This is a genomic window from Saccharopolyspora aridisoli (genome assembly GCF_004348445.1).
Taxonomy (GTDB): Bacteria; Actinomycetota; Actinomycetes; order Mycobacteriales; family Pseudonocardiaceae; genus Saccharopolyspora; species Saccharopolyspora aridisoli.
The window spans coordinates 59,882-80,186 of sequence record NZ_SMKV01000001.1; the positions used below are offsets into that span (position 1 = coordinate 59,882).

Annotated in this window: 17 protein-coding genes and 1 pseudogene; 10 read left to right on the top strand and 8 right to left on the bottom strand. The window is 70.9% G+C overall.

Annotated elements, in window-relative coordinates; translation table 11 throughout:
- The first annotated feature begins 61 nt into the window (after positions 1-61).
- Positions 62-1,393: an oxygenase MpaB family protein gene (locus E1161_RS00295; protein ID WP_132618285.1), complete on the top strand. Its 1,332-nt coding sequence runs from the start codon at positions 62-64 to the stop codon at positions 1,391-1,393.
- A gap of 47 nt (positions 1,394-1,440) precedes the next feature.
- Here the strand turns inward: E1161_RS00295 and E1161_RS00300 are convergent, their stop codons facing one another.
- Positions 1,441-2,616: an NAD(P)-binding domain-containing protein gene (locus E1161_RS00300; protein ID WP_235874702.1), complete on the bottom strand. Its 1,176-nt coding sequence runs from the start codon at positions 2,614-2,616 to the stop codon at positions 1,441-1,443.
- Between the two features lie 570 nt (positions 2,617-3,186).
- On the opposite strand from E1161_RS00300, the gene E1161_RS00305 reads away from it, so the two are divergent.
- Genes E1161_RS00305 through E1161_RS00325 form a run of 5 tightly spaced genes read left to right on the top strand, consistent with a single transcriptional unit; the run spans position 3,187 to position 7,763 of the window.
- Positions 3,187-4,416, top strand: coding sequence for an MmgE/PrpD family protein (locus E1161_RS00305; RefSeq protein WP_132618289.1), 1,230 nt, complete (start codon positions 3,187-3,189; stop codon positions 4,414-4,416).
- Positions 4,413-5,570 carry an acyl-CoA dehydrogenase family protein gene (locus E1161_RS00310; protein WP_132618291.1) on the top strand — a complete coding sequence of 386 codons (1,158 nt, stop codon included), beginning with the start codon at positions 4,413-4,415 and terminating at the stop codon, positions 5,568-5,570. The genes E1161_RS00305 and E1161_RS00310 overlap by 4 nt, the downstream gene beginning before the upstream one ends.
- Before the next feature lie 53 nt (positions 5,571-5,623).
- Positions 5,624-6,373: a GntR family transcriptional regulator gene (locus E1161_RS00315; RefSeq protein WP_132618293.1), complete on the top strand. Its 750-nt coding sequence runs from the start codon at positions 5,624-5,626 to the stop codon at positions 6,371-6,373.
- Between the two features lie 32 nt (positions 6,374-6,405).
- Positions 6,406-7,548 (top strand): CaiB/BaiF CoA transferase family protein, encoded by a 1,143-nt coding sequence (locus tag E1161_RS00320; RefSeq protein ID WP_132618295.1) that lies wholly within the window; start codon positions 6,406-6,408, stop codon positions 7,546-7,548.
- Between the two features lie 41 nt (positions 7,549-7,589).
- Positions 7,590-7,763: a hypothetical protein gene (locus E1161_RS00325; protein WP_207920021.1), complete on the top strand. Its 174-nt coding sequence runs from the start codon at positions 7,590-7,592 to the stop codon at positions 7,761-7,763.
- 39 nt (positions 7,764-7,802) lie between these two features.
- Here the strand turns inward: E1161_RS00325 and E1161_RS00330 are convergent, their stop codons facing one another.
- Together E1161_RS00330 and E1161_RS00335 are read right to left on the bottom strand one after the other, a co-directional pair.
- A complete protein-coding gene (locus E1161_RS00330; protein ID WP_132618297.1) occupies positions 7,803-8,567 on the bottom strand; it encodes a crotonase/enoyl-CoA hydratase family protein in 765 nt (254 codons plus the stop codon).
- A 271-nt stretch (positions 8,568-8,838) separates the two neighbouring features.
- The gene (locus E1161_RS00335; RefSeq protein WP_132618299.1) at positions 8,839-10,416 is read right to left on the bottom strand and encodes a BCCT family transporter; all 1,578 of its coding nucleotides are present in this window, start codon (positions 10,414-10,416) and stop codon (positions 8,839-8,841) included.
- Positions 10,417-11,167: 751 nt separating this feature from the next.
- Here E1161_RS00335 and E1161_RS00340 point away from each other — a divergent pair.
- Complete coding sequence (locus E1161_RS00340) at positions 11,168-14,110, top strand: FAD-binding and (Fe-S)-binding domain-containing protein (RefSeq protein ID WP_132618301.1); 2,943 nt, start codon at positions 11,168-11,170, stop codon at positions 14,108-14,110.
- A gap of 99 nt (positions 14,111-14,209) precedes the next feature.
- Here the strand turns inward: E1161_RS00340 and E1161_RS28585 are convergent.
- Positions 14,210-14,527, bottom strand: a pseudogene (locus E1161_RS28585) (aldehyde dehydrogenase family protein); the annotation flags it as partial.
- Between E1161_RS28585 and E1161_RS28590 the strand changes: the two are divergent.
- On the top strand, positions 14,438-14,623 hold the full coding sequence (locus E1161_RS28590; RefSeq protein WP_408011918.1) for a hypothetical protein: 186 nt from the start codon (positions 14,438-14,440) through the stop codon (positions 14,621-14,623). The pseudogene E1161_RS28585 and the gene E1161_RS28590 overlap by 90 nt on opposite strands.
- Before the next feature lie 10 nt (positions 14,624-14,633).
- Here E1161_RS28590 and speB read toward each other — a convergent pair whose 3' ends face one another.
- On the bottom strand, positions 14,634-15,578 hold the full coding sequence (gene speB / locus E1161_RS00355; RefSeq protein WP_132618303.1) for an agmatinase: 945 nt from the start codon (positions 15,576-15,578) through the stop codon (positions 14,634-14,636).
- Positions 15,579-15,599: 21 nt separating this feature from the next.
- Between speB and E1161_RS00360 the strand changes: the two genes are divergently transcribed.
- Positions 15,600-15,917 (top strand): hypothetical protein, encoded by a 318-nt coding sequence (locus E1161_RS00360; RefSeq protein ID WP_132618305.1) that lies wholly within the window; start codon positions 15,600-15,602, stop codon positions 15,915-15,917.
- Positions 15,918-15,974: 57 nt separating this feature from the next.
- Here E1161_RS00360 and E1161_RS00365 read toward each other — a convergent pair whose 3' ends face one another.
- Together E1161_RS00365 and gabT are read right to left on the bottom strand one after the other, a co-directional pair.
- A complete protein-coding gene (locus E1161_RS00365; RefSeq protein ID WP_132618307.1) occupies positions 15,975-17,423 on the bottom strand; it encodes an NAD-dependent succinate-semialdehyde dehydrogenase in 1,449 nt (482 codons plus the stop codon).
- A gap of 12 nt (positions 17,424-17,435) precedes the next feature.
- A complete protein-coding gene (gabT, locus tag E1161_RS00370) occupies positions 17,436-18,782 on the bottom strand; it encodes a 4-aminobutyrate--2-oxoglutarate transaminase (RefSeq protein ID WP_132618309.1) in 1,347 nt (448 codons plus the stop codon).
- A 98-nt stretch (positions 18,783-18,880) separates the two neighbouring features.
- On the opposite strand from gabT, the gene E1161_RS00375 reads away from it, so the two are divergent.
- A complete protein-coding gene (locus E1161_RS00375; protein ID WP_235874672.1) occupies positions 18,881-19,747 on the top strand; it encodes a LysR family transcriptional regulator in 867 nt (288 codons plus the stop codon).
- A gap of 23 nt (positions 19,748-19,770) precedes the next feature.
- Here the strand turns inward: E1161_RS00375 and E1161_RS00380 are convergent, their stop codons facing one another.
- Positions 19,771-20,283, bottom strand: coding sequence for a pyridoxamine 5'-phosphate oxidase family protein (locus E1161_RS00380; protein ID WP_165939640.1), 513 nt, complete (start codon positions 20,281-20,283; stop codon positions 19,771-19,773).
- Positions 20,284-20,305: the final 22 nt, after the last annotated feature.

A 20,305-nucleotide genomic window follows, 5' to 3' on the forward strand; every position in this document is an offset into this window, starting at 1 on the left:
GACACTCTAACTGACAACCTGTCAGTTTAGTACGAACAGGTTGAATGTTTGAGGTGTCGCAATGGCGCTCCACCATCCTGAACTCGCCGAACGCGTCCGCGAGCAACGCCGGCTGCTGCCCGATCTCTACGGCTCGATCGAATTCGACAGCACCCCGCACCGCTTCACGACCGACCCGGAGGTGAAGTCCGACCTGCCCGCCTGGATCGCCGATCGCGACTCCGTCCTCGCTGACGAGCGGGTCGTCGAGCTGATCCGCACGACCACCATGCTCGGGGACGTGGTGGCCGACCCCTACGCGGCCCTGGCGAAGCAGTACGGCGCCAAGGGCCTGATCGACATGCTGCGGAAGGCGTGCAGGTCGGGCGTTGATTCCGTCCCCGATGCCCCCGACGAGCTGCGCGCGTTCATCGCATCGATGGAAGCGACGCCGGATTGGGTCGACGTGGAGCTGGTCGAGGAGGGTGCGCGGCAGCTGCGCATCGGGGCGGCGTTCCTGTCTCCCTACATCACCCGCGGCGCGTTCCTCGCGACCTTCATCAACACCTACGCCGCCCTCCCGATGGCGCTGACCGGTGCGCTCACCGGGCGCCGGGCTTCCCGCCGGGTCAACGAGACCGCGAACTTCTTCGCGGTGACGACGTTGCCGGGAGCCCTGGGCCGCTACGGGGAAGGATTCCAGGCCGCCGCCATGGTGCGGCTGATGCATTCGATGGTGCGCTGCAACGCGCTCACCAGTCCCGAGGGGTGGGACCCCGAGGTGTACGGGGTGCCGGTGCCGCAGGTTGATCAGATGCCGGCTGGTCTGTTCAACATGTACCTGGCGGCGGTGCTCGCCAAGAGCGCCGGCCGCGACGAGTTCTCCTCGCGCGAGCGCGCGATGCTGGAGTTCAGCCGGTACCGGTGCTTCCTGCTCGGACTGCCCGAAGAACTCCTGCCCACCACGGCGTCCGAGATCATCGAGGTCTTCCACGCGCGGGCGGCGACGCTTCGCCGGGGCTTCGACGACGCGACCTGCGGGGAGCTGGTCCGCTCCACCATGGGCGCCGATCTCCGGCAGGGGAACTCGCTGCTCGACCAGCTCTCCGAGACCGTGGAGCGCAGCTGGAGCAGGGCTTTCTTCCTGGGCATCTGCGGCGGCGACCTCAAGCGGGCCGAGGCCATGAGCGTCCAGTTCGGACCGGTCGACGCCGCCTGCGTTGCTGCCACCGCGCCGTTCGTGCTCGGCCGGTTCGTGGCGATGGTGATCGCCGCCGAACAGCCCGCGCTTCGACGACTGGCCGACGACTACACCACGCGCGCGGTCAAGCAACGGCTCGCCGAGTACGGGAACGCCGATTACACCACCGATGCCACCGCTTACCCCCGCAGGCCAACCAGGAGTACCACCTGACCCGCTCCCGATCGCCGAGACCTCCTGAAGCCGTGAGACGCCGATCTTCAGCGAGATCGAGGAGCTCGTGGCAGCTCGCCGGTCGAACGCACGAAGAAGTCGTGGTGCGTTTCGCGGGTTCGAGCTCGGGTGAGGTCCTCCGCGTCCTGCCTGCGGAAGCGCCGGACGAGGGCGGTGACCGCTTCGCGGCCCGCTCGGTTGGCGCCGACGGTGGACTGCGAGGGGCCGAAACCCGTGAGGTGGACGCGTGGTTCGCCGACGACCTGGGTGCCGCGCACCTGGATTCCGCCGAGCTCGTTGCGCAGCCCGAGCGGGTCGAGGTGGGTGAGGGCGGGCTTGAACCCGGTGGCCCACAATATCGTGTCGACCGGGGTGAAGGTTCCGTCGGCTTCGCGGACACCGGTCGGTTCGATCGCGGTGAACATGGGGTGGCGCTGCAGCGCGCCGCGTGCCTCGGCGGCCAGCGCGTACGGCGTCCACAGCAGTTCGGTGTAGGACACGACGCTTCCGGTGGGCCTGCCGGCCTCCACGTCGGCGGCGACCTTCGCCACCACCTCGCGCCCGGCGGAGCTGTCGAACGCACCGTCCCGGAACACCGGCTCGCGGCGGGTGTACCAGGAGGTGGTCGCCACCCGGGAGATCTCCTCCAGCTGCTGCAGCGCGGAGATGCCGCCGCCGACGACGGCGACGCGCGATCCGGCGAACCGCTCGGCGGAGACGTAGTCGCGGGTGTGCAGCTGGTTGCCGGTGAACGTCTCCTGCCCGGGGTAGTGGGGCAGGACCGGGTTGGACCAGGTCCCGGTGGCGTTGATGATCGCGCGCGTCGTCCACGACCCGCGATCGGTCGCCACCACCAGGGCCCCGTCGCGACCGGGGCGGACGGCGGTGACCGTCACCGGCCGCAGGATCGGCAGCGCGGTCTCCTCCTCGAAGGCGTTGAAGTAGCGCGGCACCGCCACGCGGCTGGGCTCGTCCGGGTCGACCGGTGGCTGGGCGAACCCGGGCAGGTCGAAGATGCCGTTCACGGTCGCCATGCGCAGCGACTCCCAGCGGTGCCGCCACGCCCCGCCCGGCGCCTGACCGGCGTCGAGCACGACGAAGGTCTCGGCGGCCTCGGGGTGGTCCAGCGCGCTGCGGAAGTCACGGCGCTGCAGGTGGTAGCCCGCGGACAGGCCGGACTGCCCACCGCCGATGACCACCACCGTCGCCAGCCGGGACTCGATCTCCGGCGACGCGGGGGGATCGGTCCGCGGGTTCGCGGAATTCGAAGGCACGTGCATGCTGCTCTCCGGACGTCGCACGGTCGCGCATGCCGTTCAACAACTGGTACGGCCACGAATTCCGGCCGGTGGCGCAGGGCACTTCCGGCAGGACGAGTTCGCCTCCGGCCCGGCGCGTCGTGACCGCAGACCCGTGCTCCGGAGCGGATCACCTCGTGCGCTGGCCGGTCGTACGGTCGCGCCTCGGAGGGGAGGTCCGCCTTGGCTGGGTGCTGCGGTCGGGCGTGCTGGCGGGTCTGCGAATCGAGCCGGAAGTGACACCGGCCGGATGCCGGAAACGGCATTCAGATATGTACGGCCAAAGCTCCGATAGTTTCCCGCTGGACCTGGGGAGTGTCAAACGCGATGGGAGCAATGGGCTTTGTTCCGGTAGAACCAGCGCTGAATGGGGCGTTGACAGCTCGCGTACGCGCTTGCAGTATTGGCCGTACATTGTCGTCGACCTGCGCGGTGTTCTGCGGCGATCCCGTTCCGGGCTCGCGTGGCACGGGCTGCGCACGAGCGGGAGCGCGGATGGACTCGGCCGCTGAGACGTTGGCGCGATGGGCGCACGAACTCGTCCCCGATGTCGAGGACCTGGCACTCGCGCAGCGCTCGTTGGTCGACACCCTCGCCGTCACCCTCGCTGCCCGCGATGACGACTTGGTGCGCATCTCCGCCGGGTTGCCGGACGCAGCGCGCTGGGCGGCGGTGGGCCACGTCCTGGACTTCGACGACCTGCACATGGAGTCGACCGCCCACATCAGCGTGGTGTGCGTGCCCGCGACGCTCGCGGCGGGCGGTGATGCGCGCGCCTACCTGGCCGGAGCGGGTGTCATGGCGCGGATCGGGACGGCTTTGGGCTGGTCGCACTACGCGAGCGGGTGGCACGCGACCTGCACCGCCGGTGCGCCGGCTGCCGCCGTCTGCGCCGCCGTGGCTCTCGGGTTGTCGCGCGAGCAGACCGCGACCGCGATGGCCCTGGCGGTTCCGGCCGCCGGTGGCGTGCAGCGAGCGTTCGGGTCCTCCGGCAAGTCGTTGCAGGTCGGGTTCGCCGCGGATGCCGGTGTTCGCGCCGCCAGGCTCGCGGCCGCCGGTGCCACGGCCGACCCGACCGCGTTGGACGCCTGGCTGCGCCTGGTCGGAGGTGATCCTGAGCGGATCGAGGTCACCGGGCCCGCGGTTCCCGGAGGTCTGGCGATCAAGATGTTCCCCTGCTGCTACGCGCTGCAACGGCCGATCAGCGCGCTGCGCGAACAGCTCCCCGCACCGGTCACCCCGGCTGAGGTGACCGAGATCGAGGTGCGCACTCCAGCCTGCACGGTGCAGCCGCTGATCCACCACCGCCCGAACACCGGTCTGCAGGGCAAGTTCAGCATGGAGTACGCCGTGGCCACGGCGTTGCTGGACGACCACCCCGGCTTCGGCAGCTTCACGGACCGGTCGGTCAACCGACCTGAAGCCCAGCGGCTCCTGAAGCTCGTGAACAGGATCGAAACGACCGGTGGGGACTGGCTTCTCGCCGGACAGGTCGAGATCACCGTGACGCTGGCGGACGGGACGCGGCACGCCGTCGCCTCGCAGCTGCCGCCGGGATCACCCGGTCGGCCACCGTCCGAGCAGGACATGAGGGTCAAGATCGCCGACTGCGGCCAAGACGTCCCCGCTCTGCTGTCTGATGTGGACTGGAGGCGGGCTGCGGTGGTCCTGGCCGAGCACCTTCCCGGGGAAGCCATCCACGATCACGAGAAGGAACCCGCGTGAACAGCCTCAACGAACAAGAGCAGGCCATCGTCGACACCGTCCGCGATTTCGTCGACCGCGAGGTGCGCCCGGTCGCTCGCGAGTTGGAGCACGCCAACGACTACCCCGAGGAGCTGATCGAGCAGATGAAGCGGCTCGGCATCTTCGGCCTGGCCATCCCCGAACCCCACGGGGAGGTCGCGGTGTCCACGCCGTGCTACGTGCAGGTCACTGAGCAGCTCGCGCGCGGCTGGATGAGCCTGGCGGGGGCCATGGGCGGGCACACAGTGGTCGCCAAGCTGATCCACACCTTCGGCACCGAGCAGCAGAAGCAGCGCTACCTGCCGAAGATGGCCACCGGCGAGATCCGGGCGACCATGGCGCTGACCGAACCCGGCGGCGGCTCCGACCTGCAGGGGCTGACCACCAGCGCGCGCCGCGACGGCGACCACTACGTGATCAACGGCTCGAAGACCTGGATCACCAACGCCCGCCGATCGCAGCTGGTCGCCCTGCTGTGCAAGACCGATCCGGAGGCCGAACCCCGGCACCGGGGGATCAGCATCATCCTCGTCGAGCACGGCGAGGGGTTCACGGTCTCCAAGGACCTGCCCAAGCTCGGCTACAAGGGCGTGGAGAGCTGCGAGCTGTCGTTCACCGGCCACCGCGCGCCCGTGGACGCGCTGCTCGGCGGTGAGGAAGGACGCGGTTTCGCCCAGATGATGAAGGGCCTGGAGATCGGCCGCATCCAGGTCGCCTCCCGGGCTCTGGGCGTGGCGCGCGCCGCGCTCGACGACGCGCTGCGCTACTCGCAGGAACGGGAGAGCTTCGGCAAGCCGATCTGGAAGCACCAGTCCGTCGGCAACCACCTCGCCGACATGGCCACCCGGTACACCGCCGCTCGCCAGCTGGTGCTGCACGCCGCCGACCGCTACGACAGCGGCCAGCGGTGCGACATGGAAGCGGGCATGGCCAAGCTGTTCGCCTCCGAAGCCGCGATGGAGATCGCCCTCGACGCCGTCCGCGTGCACGGTGGGTACGGTTATTCCACCGAGTTCGACGTGGAGCGCTACTTCCGCGACGCGCCGCTGATGATCGTCGGCGAGGGCACCAACGAGATCCAGCGCAACGTCATCGCCTCCCAGCTGGTCGCGCGCGGGGGCCTCGATGGATGAGCAACCCCGGACCATCGCGATTCGGGACGGACGACGGGTTTTCGGGAGGTGGTATGAGCACCAGGGAGCACAGCGGCGAAGCGGCGTACAAGGTCCTCGCCCGCGAACTGCGGCAGGCGATCCTGCAACGCCGCTACGTCGACGGCACGCGCCTGCCCACCGAGGCGGAACTGGCCGACGAGTACGAGGTCAGCCGCCAGACGGTGCGTCGCGCGTTCCACGACCTCGTGGCCGAGGGCATGGTCTACCGCGTCCCCGGCCGGGGAACGTTCGCCGCGCCCCGGGACGGTCAGTACCTGCGCCAGTTCGGTTCCATCGAGGACCTCATGGGGCTGTCGCTGGACACCCAGCTCGAAGTGCTGCGGCCGTTGCGGCGCAAGGTCGACATCGACGCGGCCAGCAGGCTCCGGTTGGACAGCGACGTCGTGCACACCGTGGTCTTCCGCCGCACCCACGAGGGCGACTCCTTCTGCCACACGACGGTGCACCTGCACCCGGCGGCGGCTGCCGCGCTCGGCGACGTGCCGGAGCTGGGGGAGGCGGGGGCTGTCAGCGACGCGACGATCATCGGCCTGCTCGACACGCGATTGCCAGTGCCGATCGCCGAAGCCGAGCAGAGCATCACGGCCGCCTCCGCGGATCAGACGCTCGCCGACGCGCTCGGGTGCGGCATCGGTGATCCGCTGCTGCGGGTGGACCGGATCTACCTCACCACCGATCAGCAGCCCGTTGAGCTGGCCATCAACCACTTCTTGCCCGAGCAGTACTCGTATCGCGTGAAACTCCGCCGCAGCACCCACTAGCGCTGCGTCGTTCGACACCGGGAGGAAAGCCCATGCTTCCGCTGGAGGGCATCGTCGTGGTCGCCCTGGAACAGGCCGTGGCCGCCCCGTTCGCGACCCGGCAGCTGGCCGACCTCGGCGCGCGGGTGATCAAGGTCGAACGGGCCGGCGGCGATTTCGCCCGCGACTACGACACCACGGTCAACGGCATGGCCAGCCACTTCGTGTGGCTCAACCGGAACAAGGAGAGCGTCGTCCTGGACCTCAAGTCCGACGAGGGGCGGCGGGCGATGGACAAGCTGCTGGCCAAGGCCGACGTGTTCCTGCAGAACCTCGCGCCGGGCGCGGCGGCGAGGCTGGGCTTCGGCGCCGACGAGCTGCGCTCCCGCCACCCGAGGCTGATCATCGGCGACCTGTCGGGCTACGGCAGCGACGGTCCGTACCGGGACAAGAAGGCCTACGACCTGCTCGTCCAGTGCGAAGCCGGGCTGGTCTCCATCACCGGCGGACGCGACGAGCCCGCGAAGTCCGGGATCTCGGTGGCCGACATCGCGGGCGGGATGTACGCCTACACCGGTGTGCTCACCGCCCTCTACGAGCGCGAACGCACCGGCGAGGGAAGCGCTTTCGAGGTGTCCTTGCTGGACGCCCTCGCGGAGTGGATGGGGTTTCCCTACTACTACACGGTCTACGGCGGCAAGTCGCCTGCGCGCACCGGTGCGCGGCACGCCGCGATCGCCCCGTACGGCCCGTTCCGCACGGGTGGGGGAGCGCAGGTGTTCCTGGCGGTCCAGAACGACCGCGAGTGGCGGAAGCTGTGCGGAGAAGTGCTCGCGCTCCCCGAGCTGGTGGAGGACCCGAGGTTCGCGACCAACCCTGATCGCGTCGACAACGAACGGGACCTCACCACGGCGATCGAGACCGCGTTCGCCGACCTCGCGGTGGAGGAGGTCGTCGCACGCCTGGACCGCGCGCAGATCGCCAATGCCCGGATGCGCACGGTGGAGGAGTTCGCCGACCACCCCCAACTCGCGGACCGGAACCGCTGGCACGAGGTCGATTCGCCCGTGGGCCCCCTGCGAGCTCTGCAACCCCCGGTGACCCTGGTCGGCCGCGCACCCCGCATGGACCGCATCCCCGACGTCGGCGAACACACCGGAGCCGTCCTGGCCGAACTCGGCGAAGAACCCGGCTGACGAGAGGGCTCGAGCACCCGCAGCTGTTCAGCTGGGGCGCGATGCCCGTCGGAGCGGGTGCGGTCGGGCTGCTCGCGGAGCTCTTCGGCATGCGCGCCGCGCTGCTGGTGTTCGCAGTCGCCGTCCTGGCCACGATCCCACCGTTCCTGCGCACCGTCACACCGCAGGTCCTGGCAGGGGTTGAGGCGCTCGGAGATGTGCGAACGGCCCGTTGATCCGCACACGCGGAACGACGGGCCGTGGGCCATGCCTGGTCAGGCGCCGCGCCAGACTGGTGAGCGCTTCTCGGCGAAGGCGCGGGCGCCTTCTTGGGCGTCGGCGGAGCGGAAGACCGGTGACGCGATCTCGGACTGGCGGCTGAACGCTTCTGCGTCGGTCCAGTCGACGGCGCCGGCGACGATCTGCTTGGTGGCGCGGACCGCGAGCGGCCCGTTCTCGGCGATCCGCGCGGCCAGCGCGCGGGCCTCGTCGAGGGCGTGGCCCGGTTCGGTGAGTGCGTTGACCATGCCGTGCTGGTGGGCGACCTCGGCGGTGAGCGGGTCACCGGTGAGCGCGACCTGCATCGCCAGCTGGTAGGGCAGCGTCTTGGGCAACCGCAGCAGCCCGCCCGCGGCGGCGACCAGGCTGCGCTTGACCTCGGGCAACCCGAACTTGGCGTCGCGGGCCGCCACGATGAGGTCCGCGCTGAGAGCGAGCTCGCAGCCGCCGGCCAGCGCCCAGCCTTCGACCGCAGCGATCAGCGGCTTCGTCGGTGGCTTCTCGGTGAGGCCGCCGAAACCCCGGCCGGGGATGCTGGGCCGTTCGCCGCGGGTGAAGGCCTTGAGGTCCATGCCCGCGGAGAACGTGCCACCGGCCCCGGTGAGGATGGCGATGGTCAGGTCCGAACGTGCTTCGAACTCGTCGATGGCGGCGGCGATGCCGTCGGCGACCGAGCGATCGACGGCGTTGCGGGCCTCGGGGCGGTTGATGGTGATCAGAACTACCCCGTCGGCGAACTCCGTCAGGACGCTGTCGGTCATAGCGGTGTCTCCTTCGCTCTGCTGTACCGCACCCGAGCATGCGTCGCCGTCGATCAGTCGGCAAGGACTTGCCAGCGGTTGAGGGATTGCTTCGCGTGGCGGTGCGGGCAGCGGAACGTGAGGTGGTCCTCCTGCTCCGGGCGCGCCGAATCGTGCATGCCAATGCACCACGCCGGCGCGTCCTCACAGCAGGACCACCTCAGAACCCGCGGTGGTGCCGGGTGAGTCCCACACCCGCAACAGCGGCTCCCGCCGCATCCTCGAGCAGGACCTAGTGCAGCGTCTGCGGCGTTCGTTCCTCGGCCGGTTCCGGTTCGGCGGGCACGGGCACCTGGCGCGGGACGAACTCCGTGCTCAGGTCCTTCCAGAAGCTGACGGCGACGCCGATGAGGATGAGCAGGAACGGCGCCGAGCTGACGATCACCATCTGCTGCAGCGAGTCCAGACCGCCCGCGGCCAGCAGCGCGATCGCCGCCGCACCGGTCACCGCGCCCCACAGGGCGAGGATCCACGAGGGCGGGTTCTCGGTGCCCCGGCTGGTCAGCATGCTGAGCACGAAGGTGTTGGCGTCGGCTCCGGAGACGAAGAACAGCACGACGAGCACGATCGTCACCAGCGAGGTGACCGTCGACAGCGGCAGCGACTGGAGCGTCGCGAAGAACGCCGAGTTCTCGTCCCCGGCCGCGGCCACCGCGATCTTGGTGCGGCCGACCAGGTCGCCGTGGATCGCGGTGCCGCCGAAGGCGGTGAACCAGAGCGAGAACACCACGCTGGGCACCAGCAGCACGCCCACGACGAACTCCCGGATCGTGCGGCCCCGCGAGATCCGGGCCAGGAACACGCCCACGAAGGCCGCCCAGGACAGCCACCAGGCGAGCATGAAGTAGGTCCACGACTGCATGAAGTCGAGGTCGCCGTTGGCCGGGGTGATCAGGCTCGTGGACACCAGCTCGCTGACGTAGCGGCCGATCGACTGCACGTAGAGGTCGACCAGGTAGATGGTTGGCCCGACGACCAGGACGAACACGAACAGCAGCGCGCCCAGGCCCATGCTGGTCTCGGAGAGGAACCGGATCCCGCGCGCGACGCCGGTCAGCGCCGAGGCGGTGAACAGCAGCGTGATGACCGCGATGATCGCGAACTGCACCGGTCGGGAGGTGGGGATGCCGAACAGGGCGGTGAACCCGCCGTTGATCTGCAGAGCTCCCAGCCCGAGCGAGGTGGTGGTGCCGAACAGCGTCGCCAGGACCGCGAACACGTCGATCGCGCCGCCCGCGACTCCATCGACGCGACGGCCGAGCAGCGGCCGGAACAGGGCGCTGACCAGGCCGGGACGACCTCGGCGGAACATCGACCAGGACATCGCGAGCCCGACGACGGCGAAGATGCCCCAGGCGTGCAGGCCCCAGTCGAAGAACGAGAACTGCATCGCGGTGACCGCCGAGCCCGGCGTCATCGGCTGCGCCAGGCCGTGCGGTGGCTCGGCGAGGTGGGAGATCGGCTCGGTGACGCCGTAGGAGATCAGGCCGATCCCCATCACCGCCGAGAGGATCATCGCGTACCAGGTGACGCGGCGGAAGGCGGGCCGCTCGTCGTCGCGGCCGAGGCGCAGGCTGCCGTAGCGGGAGCACGCGAGGAAGGCCAGGAAGGCCAGGAACCCGAGCGAAACCAGCAGGTACGCCCAGCCGAAGCCGCGCGTGATGCCGTCGAGCGCGGCGGAGCCGACGCGGGAGAGCGAGTCGCCGGCGGCGGCGCCCCACACGGCGATTGCCAGCGCCAGGGCGAGCGAGACGTGCAGGACCGGTCCGGGCCGCCGTTGATCGGACGGCGCGGTGGGTGATTCAGACAATCGGTGACTCCGTGAACTGGGAAAACGACGGTGGGAAGACCTGTTGTGGGCACGCGTGATGCCGTCGCGGGGAGGAAGACCGTGACGCCGGGACCGACATGACGCTCGTGCTTCGGAAGAGGTCTCCGTGACTGTGTCGGCGGCGTGGGGACGGGTTGGGCCGCTGCGCGGGGATCACCGGCGGACGTGTGCGCTGCGGGTTTGGGGGTGTTGCCGTTGCTCGCAGCATCGGGCGACGACGTTCGCGCTGGTCAAGCTCGCCGGAGCGGGAAGCGAGTTTACCCGCCGGGACGAGCCCCCAGGTGCGCGGGGCGACCCCGGCCACGGTGTCGAAACCGCCGAAGATCCGTGCGGATGCAGTGCGCACACGCTCGGTGGCGGCGTCGGTACGCGCGGTGGCCCGAGGTTCGATCCGCACACCAGACCCCGTCGCGCGGGCGGTCCCCAGCGCTGCTCGGACGGCCTCGCAGCGCCATCGCGACCAGTTCTCCGTGGCAATCGGTGGGCTCACGCGTAGCCGTTGATCCCCTCCACGGCCGGTCGCCGGCCACCGGGAGCACCTGCGGTTCATGAAGCCCACCAGGGGCGAAAGCCCTGGGCGTGCGCTCGTGCTGCGCCGGTATCGTCCACTGTGGATGTCAGCTGCCGACACGCACCGCGATGACTTCTCCTGTGCTGCGCGGGAGAGTCGGTACCGTGCAGCACGGGAGCCGACCGCGACCGCTCTCGTCCGCGCGAAGGGACTCGACGCATGACCGATTCCGCCGGCCGTCCGGTGTCCGCCGCCGGGACGCCGCAGCGAGGTGATGTCAACAGCGGGAGCGATCCGGAGTCGACGTTGCTCCGGGCGCTCGCGGAAGCCGGTGTGCCGGTGGACGGGTCACCCCGCCGGCGCGCCGAGTACTCCTACGACGCTTCCAACTACCGCGTCGAACCGCTGGCAGTCGTGTTCCCGCGCACCGTCGACGACGTCGTGGCAGCCGTCGAGGCGTGTCGGGCCACCGGGACTCCGATCACCGCGCGAGGCGGCGGGACCTCGATGGCGGGCAACGCCGTCGGTTCCGGGCTGGTCCTCGACTTCTCCCGGCACATGGACCAGGTCGGCGCCATCGACGAGGACGCCGGAACGGTCGACGTGCAACCCGGCGTCGTCCTGGCGACGCTGTCACGCGAGGTCGAGCGCGGCACCGGTGGCCGCCGCACGTTCGCACCAGATCCCTCGTCGAAGAACCGCGCCACGGTGGGCGGGGCCATCGGCAACGACGCGTGCGGCAACCACTCCGTCCGCTACGGCCGCACGTCCGACCACGTCGCCGAGATCGACCTCGTGACCTCGGACGGCGCGCGGCTGACGGCGACCGAAGCAGGTCTGCGCGCCACCGATCCCGCCGACTCCTCCTCCGCGGAGCGAGCGGACGCTCTCGTCGCCTCGTTGGCCGGGCTCGCGCAGGAGCACCTGAGCGCATTCCGCCTCGAACTCGGCCGCATCCCCCGGCAGGTTTCCGGCTACCACCTGGAGAACCTGCTGCCGGAGAAGTTCAACATGGCTCGCGCGGTCGTCGGTTCCGAGGGGACGTGGGCCGTGGTGGTGGGCGCGCGCATGGAGCTGGTCCCGAAACCGGCCAGCGCGCTGCTGGTCTGCCTCGGGTACCAGGACGTGGTCGACGCCGCCCGCGACGTCCCGACGATCCTGGAGTTCTCCCCGGCCGCGGTCGAAGGCACCGATGAGGCCATCGTCGCCACGATGCGCCACCGGCGGGGCCCCGATTCCGTGTTGGGGCTGCCCGAGGGGCAGGCGTGGTTGTTCGTGGACCTCGACGGCGACGATCCGGGATCGGTGCGCGCCCAGGCGGACCGGCTGCTCGACCGGCTCGGCGAGAACGGCCGCCTCGTGGAGGGCCGCAAGGCCGCCGACCCCGCTGAGCGCGCGTCGCTGTGGCGGGTCCGGGAGGACGGCGCGGGTCTGTCCTCTCGCCTTGCCTCGGGCGGTGAGTCCTGGCCCGGTTGGGAGGACGCCGCGGTCGCGCCGGAACGGCTCGCCGACTACCTCGTCGATCTCCGCGAACTCCTGGTTCAGCACGACCTCACCGGGGTGATGTACGGCCACTTCGGCGCCGGTTGCATGCACATCCGCATCACCTACGACCTGCGCACCGACGAGGGCCGCCGGGTCTTCCGCGAGTTCACCCGGCAGGCAGCGGAACTCGTCGTCCGGCACGGTGGTTCGCTCTCCGGCGAGCACGGTGACGGCCGCGCCCGATCCGAGCTGCTGTCCATCATGTACTCGCCCGAGGTGATGGCCGCCTTCGCCGAGTGCCGCAAGCTGTGGGACCCCGCGGGAATCCTCAACCCCGGCTCGGTGACCGATCCCGACCCGATGGACGGCCACCTGGCGCTCGCCGGCGTGCCGGAACGCGAATGGCGCACCAGCTTCGAGTTGAGCCCGGCGTCGGCCGGGCGCGATCCGTGGGTCCACGCCGTGCAGGGGTGCATCGGCGTGGGCCGGTGCCGCGCGGACGCCGGAGGCGTGATGTGCCCGAGCTTCCGCGCCACGCGGGACGAGAAGGACTCGACGCGAGGCCGTGCCCGCGTGCTGCAGGAGGTCGTCCGGGGTGCCCGCACGGTGGAGGAGGGCTGGCGGTCGGAGGAGGCCCGTGAGGTGCTCGACTTGTGCCTGTCGTGCAAGGCGTGCGCGACCGACTGCCCGACGGGCGTGGACATGGCCACCTACAAGTCGGAGTTCTTCGACCACTACTACCGGGGTCGCCGCAGGCCGCGATCGCACTACTCGCTGGGCTGGCTCCCGCGCTGGATGAAGCTGACCGGCCGGGTCCCGGGCCTCGTCAACGCGGTCCTGGCGACACCGCTGGCCAAGGCCGCGGCGGCAGCGGGCGGGATCACCACCAAGCGCGCCCTGCCCCGGTTCGCCCGGGCGGGGGAGTGGCGCCGCGAGATCACCGACGCCGGCGCCCGGGGCTCGGCGGTGCTGTTCGTCGACACCTTCACCCGGGGGTTCCGGCCCGAGGTCGCCGGTGCCGCCGCCCGCGTCCTCGGCGACGCCGGTGAGACCGTGGCGTGCTCGGCGGACGCGTGCTGCGGCCTGACCTGGATCTCCACCGGCCAGCTCGGCACCGCCAAGCGCCTGCTCGCCAAGACGGCCGCCGCGCTGGACGACGGCACGGACCGGCCGATCGTCGTCGTCGAACCGAGCTGCGCCGCCGCACTGCGCAAGGACCTGCCCGAACTCGTTCACACCGAGCAGGCGAGGCGCGTCGCCTCGCGCGTGCGCAGCTTCGCCGCCCACGTCGCCGACCGGGTGTCGGGAGGCTGGGTGCCGTCCCAGGCACGGCCCGCGCCGGAGCGGGCCGTGCTCCAGACGCACTGCCACGAGCACTCGGTGTTCGGAGCCGCAGCGCAGCGGAGAGCTCTCGAGGCGGCCGGGGTCGGCGAGGTCGTCGACGCGACCGGATGTTGCGGCGTGGCCGGGAACTTCGGCTTCGAAGCTGAGCACTACGACGTGAGCATGCGCGTCGCCGAGAACGCCCTCGCGCCTGCGCTCCGGGACACAGGCAGCGACGTCGCAGTGCTCACCGACGGCTTCTCGTGCGCTCGGCAAGTCGACCAGCTCGCCCCGAGCAGGCCCGGTCTGCACCTCGCCCAACTCCTCGACCCCGGCGCGACCCCAGCGGAGTAGGTCCTCAGGCGAACTCGTGCATGACGTGCTTGATCCGGGTGTCAGGCGCCGGGCTCGGCCGTGGTCGGTCGTCCACACGCTGGAGGCCAGCGCGTACTCCACGTCGTTGGCCAGGCTCAGCGCCTCCCGCTCGTCCCGGAAGGTCTGCACGGTCAGCACCGGGCCGAAGACCTCCTCCTGAACGACCCCGTCGTACTGGCGCGCGCCGATGACGGTGGGCGAAGGAGGAACCGGCGTCGCCGACAGCGCGGCCGGTGTCGCGGTCACCGCAGACCACGTGAGCACACCGGGAGGCAGGATCTCAGCGGCCAGCCGCAGCAGGAGCCGGTGGCGTCCGGCCGGAGTGCTCAGCTCCCGCTCCTGGAGCGCGCGTTCCGCCGACCGGTAGGCGGCGTCGACGTCGGTTCCCGAGGACAGCGGGGCGGTGCCGAAGACCTCGCCGGTGGCCGGGTCGATCAGGTCGGTGGTCCGCCCGCCTTCGGCGGTACCGACTTGCCGTCGACGACGTCGTGAACCGCGCGCATCAGGCACCTCCGTTGGGCAGCACGCTGAGCATCTCGTAGGCGACGTGAGCCGCCGCGATCCCGGTGATCTCGGCGTGGTCGTAGGCGGGCGCCACCTCCACCAGGTCGGCGCCGATGAGGTTGAGGCCGTCGAGACCGCGCACGACCTCCAGCAGTTCGCGGCTGGACAACCCGCCCGCCTCGGGAGTGCCGGTGCCCGGCGCGAAACCGGGGTCGAGCACGTCGATGTCGACCGACACGTACACCGGACGCGTGCCCAGCCGGGCCCGGATCCGCTCGATGATCGTGTCCAGCGGGGTCCTGGCGAAGTCGCGGCAGTGCACCGCGGCGAAGCCCATCCGCTCGCTGTCGTCGAGGTCCAGCCGCGAGTACAGCGGACCCAGGATGCCCACGTGCATCGAGTGCTCGAAGTCGATGAGCCCCTCTTCGGAGGCCCTGCGGAACGGCGTGCCGTGCGTGTGCGGAGCGCCGAAGTAGGTGTCCCAGGTGTCCAGGTGCGCGTCGAAGTGCAGGACCGCGACCGGCCCGTGCCGCTCGTGCTGCACGCGCAGCAGCGGCAGGGCGATCGTGTGGTCGCCGCCCACGGTGAGCAGGGTTCGCCGCGTTCCCGACAGGTCCCGGGCTGCGGTCTCGATGGTGCTGATCGCCTCGTCGATGTCGAACGGGTTGATCCCCACGTCGCCGGCGTCGGCGACCTGCCGCACCGCGAACGGCTGGGCGTCCAGAGCCGGGTTGTAGGGCCGCAGCAGCCGGGAGCTCTGCCGGACGTGGTTGGGGCCGAACCGTGCACCCGGCCGGTAGCTGACCCCGGTGTCGAACGGCACGCCCCACACCAGCGCATCGGCGTCGCCGACCTCGCTGAGGCGGGGAAGTCGGGCGAACGTGGTGTCTCCGCCGTATCGGGGGACGCGTGTGGCGTCCACCGGGCCGATGGGTTCGGTCACTTCCGGCCTCCTTCGGACTGGGTGGCCACGATCTCCGCGGCGGCGCGCTTGCCGGACTCCGACGGCGTCGCCAGCTTCTCCGCCGCCTACGCGGTGCTGGCGGTGCTCATCGCGATCTTCGGGTACCGGCTGCTCACGCGGATGAGCAAGTGGGTGGCGGAACCTCCCCGGAGCGCGCACCTCGATCGTGTGGACCCAGCGGATGGGCCGGTCCACCTGGCCGCGCACCCGCAGGTCCAGCGCGAGTTCGGGGCGCGCAACAGATCGTCGACTCGCAACCGGCAACCTCCGCGGATTGGGCCTACCGGTTATACCCCGAACTCACCCCGCTCCACCTGAACCGGCCCTGACCGGACCTCCGTGGAAATCCGGTCAGGGCGCAGCGGGGGTGGGGCTTCACCAGGCGAGGCTGAGGTATTGGGTCTCGGTGAACTCGTGGAGGCCTTCGTGGCCCCCTTCCCGGCCGAGTCCGCTCTGCTTGGTGCCGCCGAACGGGGCGGAGGGGTCGGAGACGACGCCCCGGTTGATGCCGACCATCCCCGCGTCGATGTGCTCGGCCAGGTCGACGGCGTGCTGGAGCTCACCGGCGAAGACGTAGGCGGCCAAACCCATCTCGGTGTCGTTGACGGTGCGCAGCAGCTCGTCCTCGTCGTGCCAGGTGACGACGGGCGCGACAGGACCGAAGATCTCCTCGCGCACGACTCGGGCGTCGGCGGGCACGTCGATGAGCACGGTCGGGGCCAGGAAGAACCCCGGGCCGTCCGGGACCTCGGACCGCGCGGCGATGCGAGCACCGCGCGCGAGCGCGTCGTCGACCAGCGCGGTGATGTCGGCGACCGCCTTGGCGCTGATCAGCGGGCCGATCTGGTTGCCCGAGTCGTCGGCGGGACCGACGCGCAGGGCCTCGACCTCCTTGGCCAGTCGCGCGGTGAACGCCTCGGCGACGTCGGCGTGCACGTAGAACCGGTTGGCGGACACGCAAGCCTGCCCACCGCCCCGGAACTTCGCCACCATCGCAGCCTCCACGGCCGCGTCGAGGTCGGCGTCGGCGGCGACGACGAACGGCGCGTTCCCGCCTAGCTCCATCGAGGTGTTGACGACGCGATCGGCGGCCTGGTGCAGCAGCAACCGCCCGACGCGGGTCGAGCCGGTGAAGGACAGCTTGCGGACCCGGGGGTCGGCCAGCCACGTGCCGACGACCGCGGCCGCGTCATCGGTCGGGACGAGGTTGACGACCCCGTCCGGGACACCGGCCTCGGCCAGCAGCCGGGTGATAGCCAACGCGGTCAGCGGTGTCTCCGCAGCGGGTTTGAGCACGACGGTGCACCCCGCGGCCAGCGCAGGCCCGATCTTGCGGGTCGCCATGGCGGCGGGGAAGTTCCACGGCGTGACCAGCGCCGCCACGCCCACGGGCCGGTAGGTCACCAGGGTGCGGGCGCCTCCGGCGGGCGCGGTGGAGAAGCGGCCTTCCGCGCGCACGGCTTCTTCGGCGAACCAGCGGAAGAACTCCGCGGCGTAGGTGACCTCGGCGCGCGCGTCGGCCAGGGACTTGCCGTTCTCCGCCGTGATCAGCCGGGTGAGTGCGTCGTGGTCGCGGTGCATGAGCTCGTAGGTGCGGCGCAGCACGTCGGAGCGTTCCCGGGGTGGCGTCGCCGCCCAGGAAGCGGCTGCGGCGGAGGCGGCGTCGACGGCAGCGGTGGCGTCCTCGGCCGCGCCGTTGGCGACGGTGGCCAGGACCTGGTCGGTGGCGGGGTCGACGACGTCGAACCGGCCCGCGCGACCGGCCTGCCACCGCCCTGCGATGTGGAGCGCGCGTTCGGTGTCGAGGGTGTCGGGGGAGAGCACGTGATCGCTCCTTCAGGGTCGGAGGTCGGCGAACGCGGCGGAGAGCACGTCGAAGGCTTCGTGGAGCAGTTCGTCGCTGATCGTCAGCGGCGGCAGGAAGCGCAGGACGTTGCCGTGGGTCCCGCAAACCAGGACGATCACGCCCTGGGCGTGCGCGGCGGCTGCGACCGCGCGGGCGAGCTCGGGATCGGGTGCCGCCGTCGCCGGCTCGACGATCTCGACGGCCAGCATCGCGCCCCGGCCGCGCACGTCGCCGACGCGCGGGTCGACGTCGCGCACTCGCGAGAGCCGGGGCAGGGCGAGCGCTTCGATCTCGCGGGCGCGCTCGATCAGCCCGTCCTCGGTGATCGTGTCGATCGTGGCCAGCGCTGCCGCGCAGGCCAGCGGGTTGCCGCCGTAGGTCCCGCCGAGTCCGCCGACGTGCGCGGCGTCCATGATCTCGGCTCTTCCGGTGACCGCCGCCAGCGGGAGACCATCGGCGATGCCCTTGGCGCTGACCAGCAGGTCCGGGACCACGCCCTCGTGCTCGCTGGCGAACATCGCACCGGTGCGGGCGAACCCGGTCTGCACCTCGTCGGCGATGAGCACCACGCCGCGGCTGCGGCACCACTGCTGCAGCGCGGGCAGGAAACCGGGAGCGGGCACGATGAACCCGCCTTCGCCCTGGATCGGCTCGATGACCAGCGCCGCGAGGTTCTGCGATCCGACCTGCTTGTCGATGACTTCGATGGCGCGACGGGCGGCCTCCGGGCCGTCGACGTCCGGGCCGTCGCGGAACGGGTAGGACAGCGGTGCGCGGTAGACCTCAGGGGCGAACGGACCGAAGCCGTGCTTGTAGGGCATCGCCTTGGCCGTCAGCGCCATCGTCAGGTTCGTGCGGCCGTGGTAGGCGTGGTCGAAGGCCACGACCGCTGACCTGCCGGTGGCTGCGCGGGCGATCTTCACGGCGTTCTCAACGGCCTCTGCGCCCGAGTTGAACAACACCGAGCGCTTCTCGTGCGTCCCAGGAGCGAGGCTGTTCAGCCGCTCGGCCACGGCGACGTAGCCCTCGTAGGGAGTCACCATGAAGCAGGTGTGGGTGAACTCCCGCACCTGCTGCTCGACGGCGTCGACCACGCGGGGCGCGCTCGTCCCGACGGTCGTGACGGCGATGCCGGAGCCCAGGTCGATGAGCACGTTGCCGTCGACGTCCTCGACGACACCACCGGCTGCGCGCGCGGCGAACACCGGCATGGTGGTGCCGACGCCTCGGGCGATGGCGGCTTCCTTGCGCGCCATGAGCGCGCGCGAACGGGGACCGGGGATCTCGGTCACGAGGTGGCGGTTCTGCTGGAGGCCCGCGTCGGGAATGGCGGTCATGGACCCCATCCTCGGCACGCGAGGCCATGCCGTCGAATGCCTGTTCCGCACGCCACCTAGTACGTGCGGGCATACTCGCAGGTGTGGAGCTGCGCAGCATGAGGTACTTCGTCGCCGTCGCTGAAGCGGGAACCGTGAGCGAGGCCGCCAAGCGGGTGCACGTGACCCAGCCGGCGTTGTCCCGGCAGATCCGCCTGCTCGAACGCGAGCTGCGGGTGATGCTGTTCGACCGTCGTGAGGGGAGGTTGGAGCTCAGCGCGGCCGGTCGCGGGTTCCTCCCCGTCGTGCGCGACGTGCTGCACCGCGCCGATGCCGCCACAGCGGCCGCCGAGTCATTGGCGGCGGGACGGCTCGTGCACCTGATGATCGCGGCCAGCCCCACCACGCTGACCGACGTCGTCGCCCCGTTCCTGGCCACCTTCGGGCCGCAGGACCCGTTGCCGACCGTGCAGGAGTCGAGCGGTCCCGAAGCCCTCGACCGGTTGCGGCGAGGAGCGGACTTCGCGATCGTCGCCCAGCAGCCACCGGCCCCCTGGAGCACGCGGACGCTGGCTGTCCTGCCGCTGTGGGCCTACGTGCCGCAGGATCACCCGTGGGCCGACCGCGACGCCGTCGATCTCGACGAGCTCGCCGGGCAACCGCTGGTCGTGCTCGACCCCACCTTCCGGCCACGGCAACTGCTCGACCAGGCCCTGGCCGAGGGCGGACAGGCGCTGGCCGAGCCCGTCGAATGCGGCAACGCCCAGGTCGCCCAGGCACTCGCGGCAGCGGGCCGTGGCATCGCGGTCGTCTCGGACGACCCCCGCTTCGACCTCCACGGCCTCCGCATCACCCGACCCGGGGGCGACGACCTCAGCATCACGCTCCACGCGGCGTGGGACCCCGACCACCACGCGGCCACTTCGCTCAGCGTCCTGGCAGACCGCCTCAAGATCTTCTGCCTCGCCCGCTACCCCCACTCCTGACGAGGCAGCGGCACGGGAACTCCCTACCGATCGGCATACTCCGGGTAGTGCGCGGCGGTGGTGCCGCCGAGGGGCATGGGGTCGAGGCCGAGCTTGCGGTGGTCCCAGGAGCGGGTGCGGTGGACGTCGATGCGGACGGCGACGCGCTTGTGCAGCATGTGCTCCACGAGCGGCTTCACCTCGTCGCTGTAGGGACCGTGGTAGCGCTCCCACATGCTGACGCCCACGGCCCACAGCGCGTCGGAGTCGTCGACGATCTCCGCGCGTCCTTCCAGGGAGACGCCGCGCAGCACGTCGTAGGTCAGGCCGTCCTCGATCAGGACGGTGACGCGCGGGTCGCGGCCGATGTTGACCGCCTTCTGGGCTTTGGCCTTGGTCTCGAACCAGATCACGCTGTCGATGAGCGCGAACCACATCGCCACCGCGTGCGGGTGTCCGTCAGCGCCCAGCGTCGCCAGCGTCGCGGTGCGGCGGGTGGCCATGAACGCCGAGATCTCCTCGGGTGTCATCTGGACCTGCGCTCGTTGGTTCGCCATCGAATCCTCTTCTCGTGCCGGG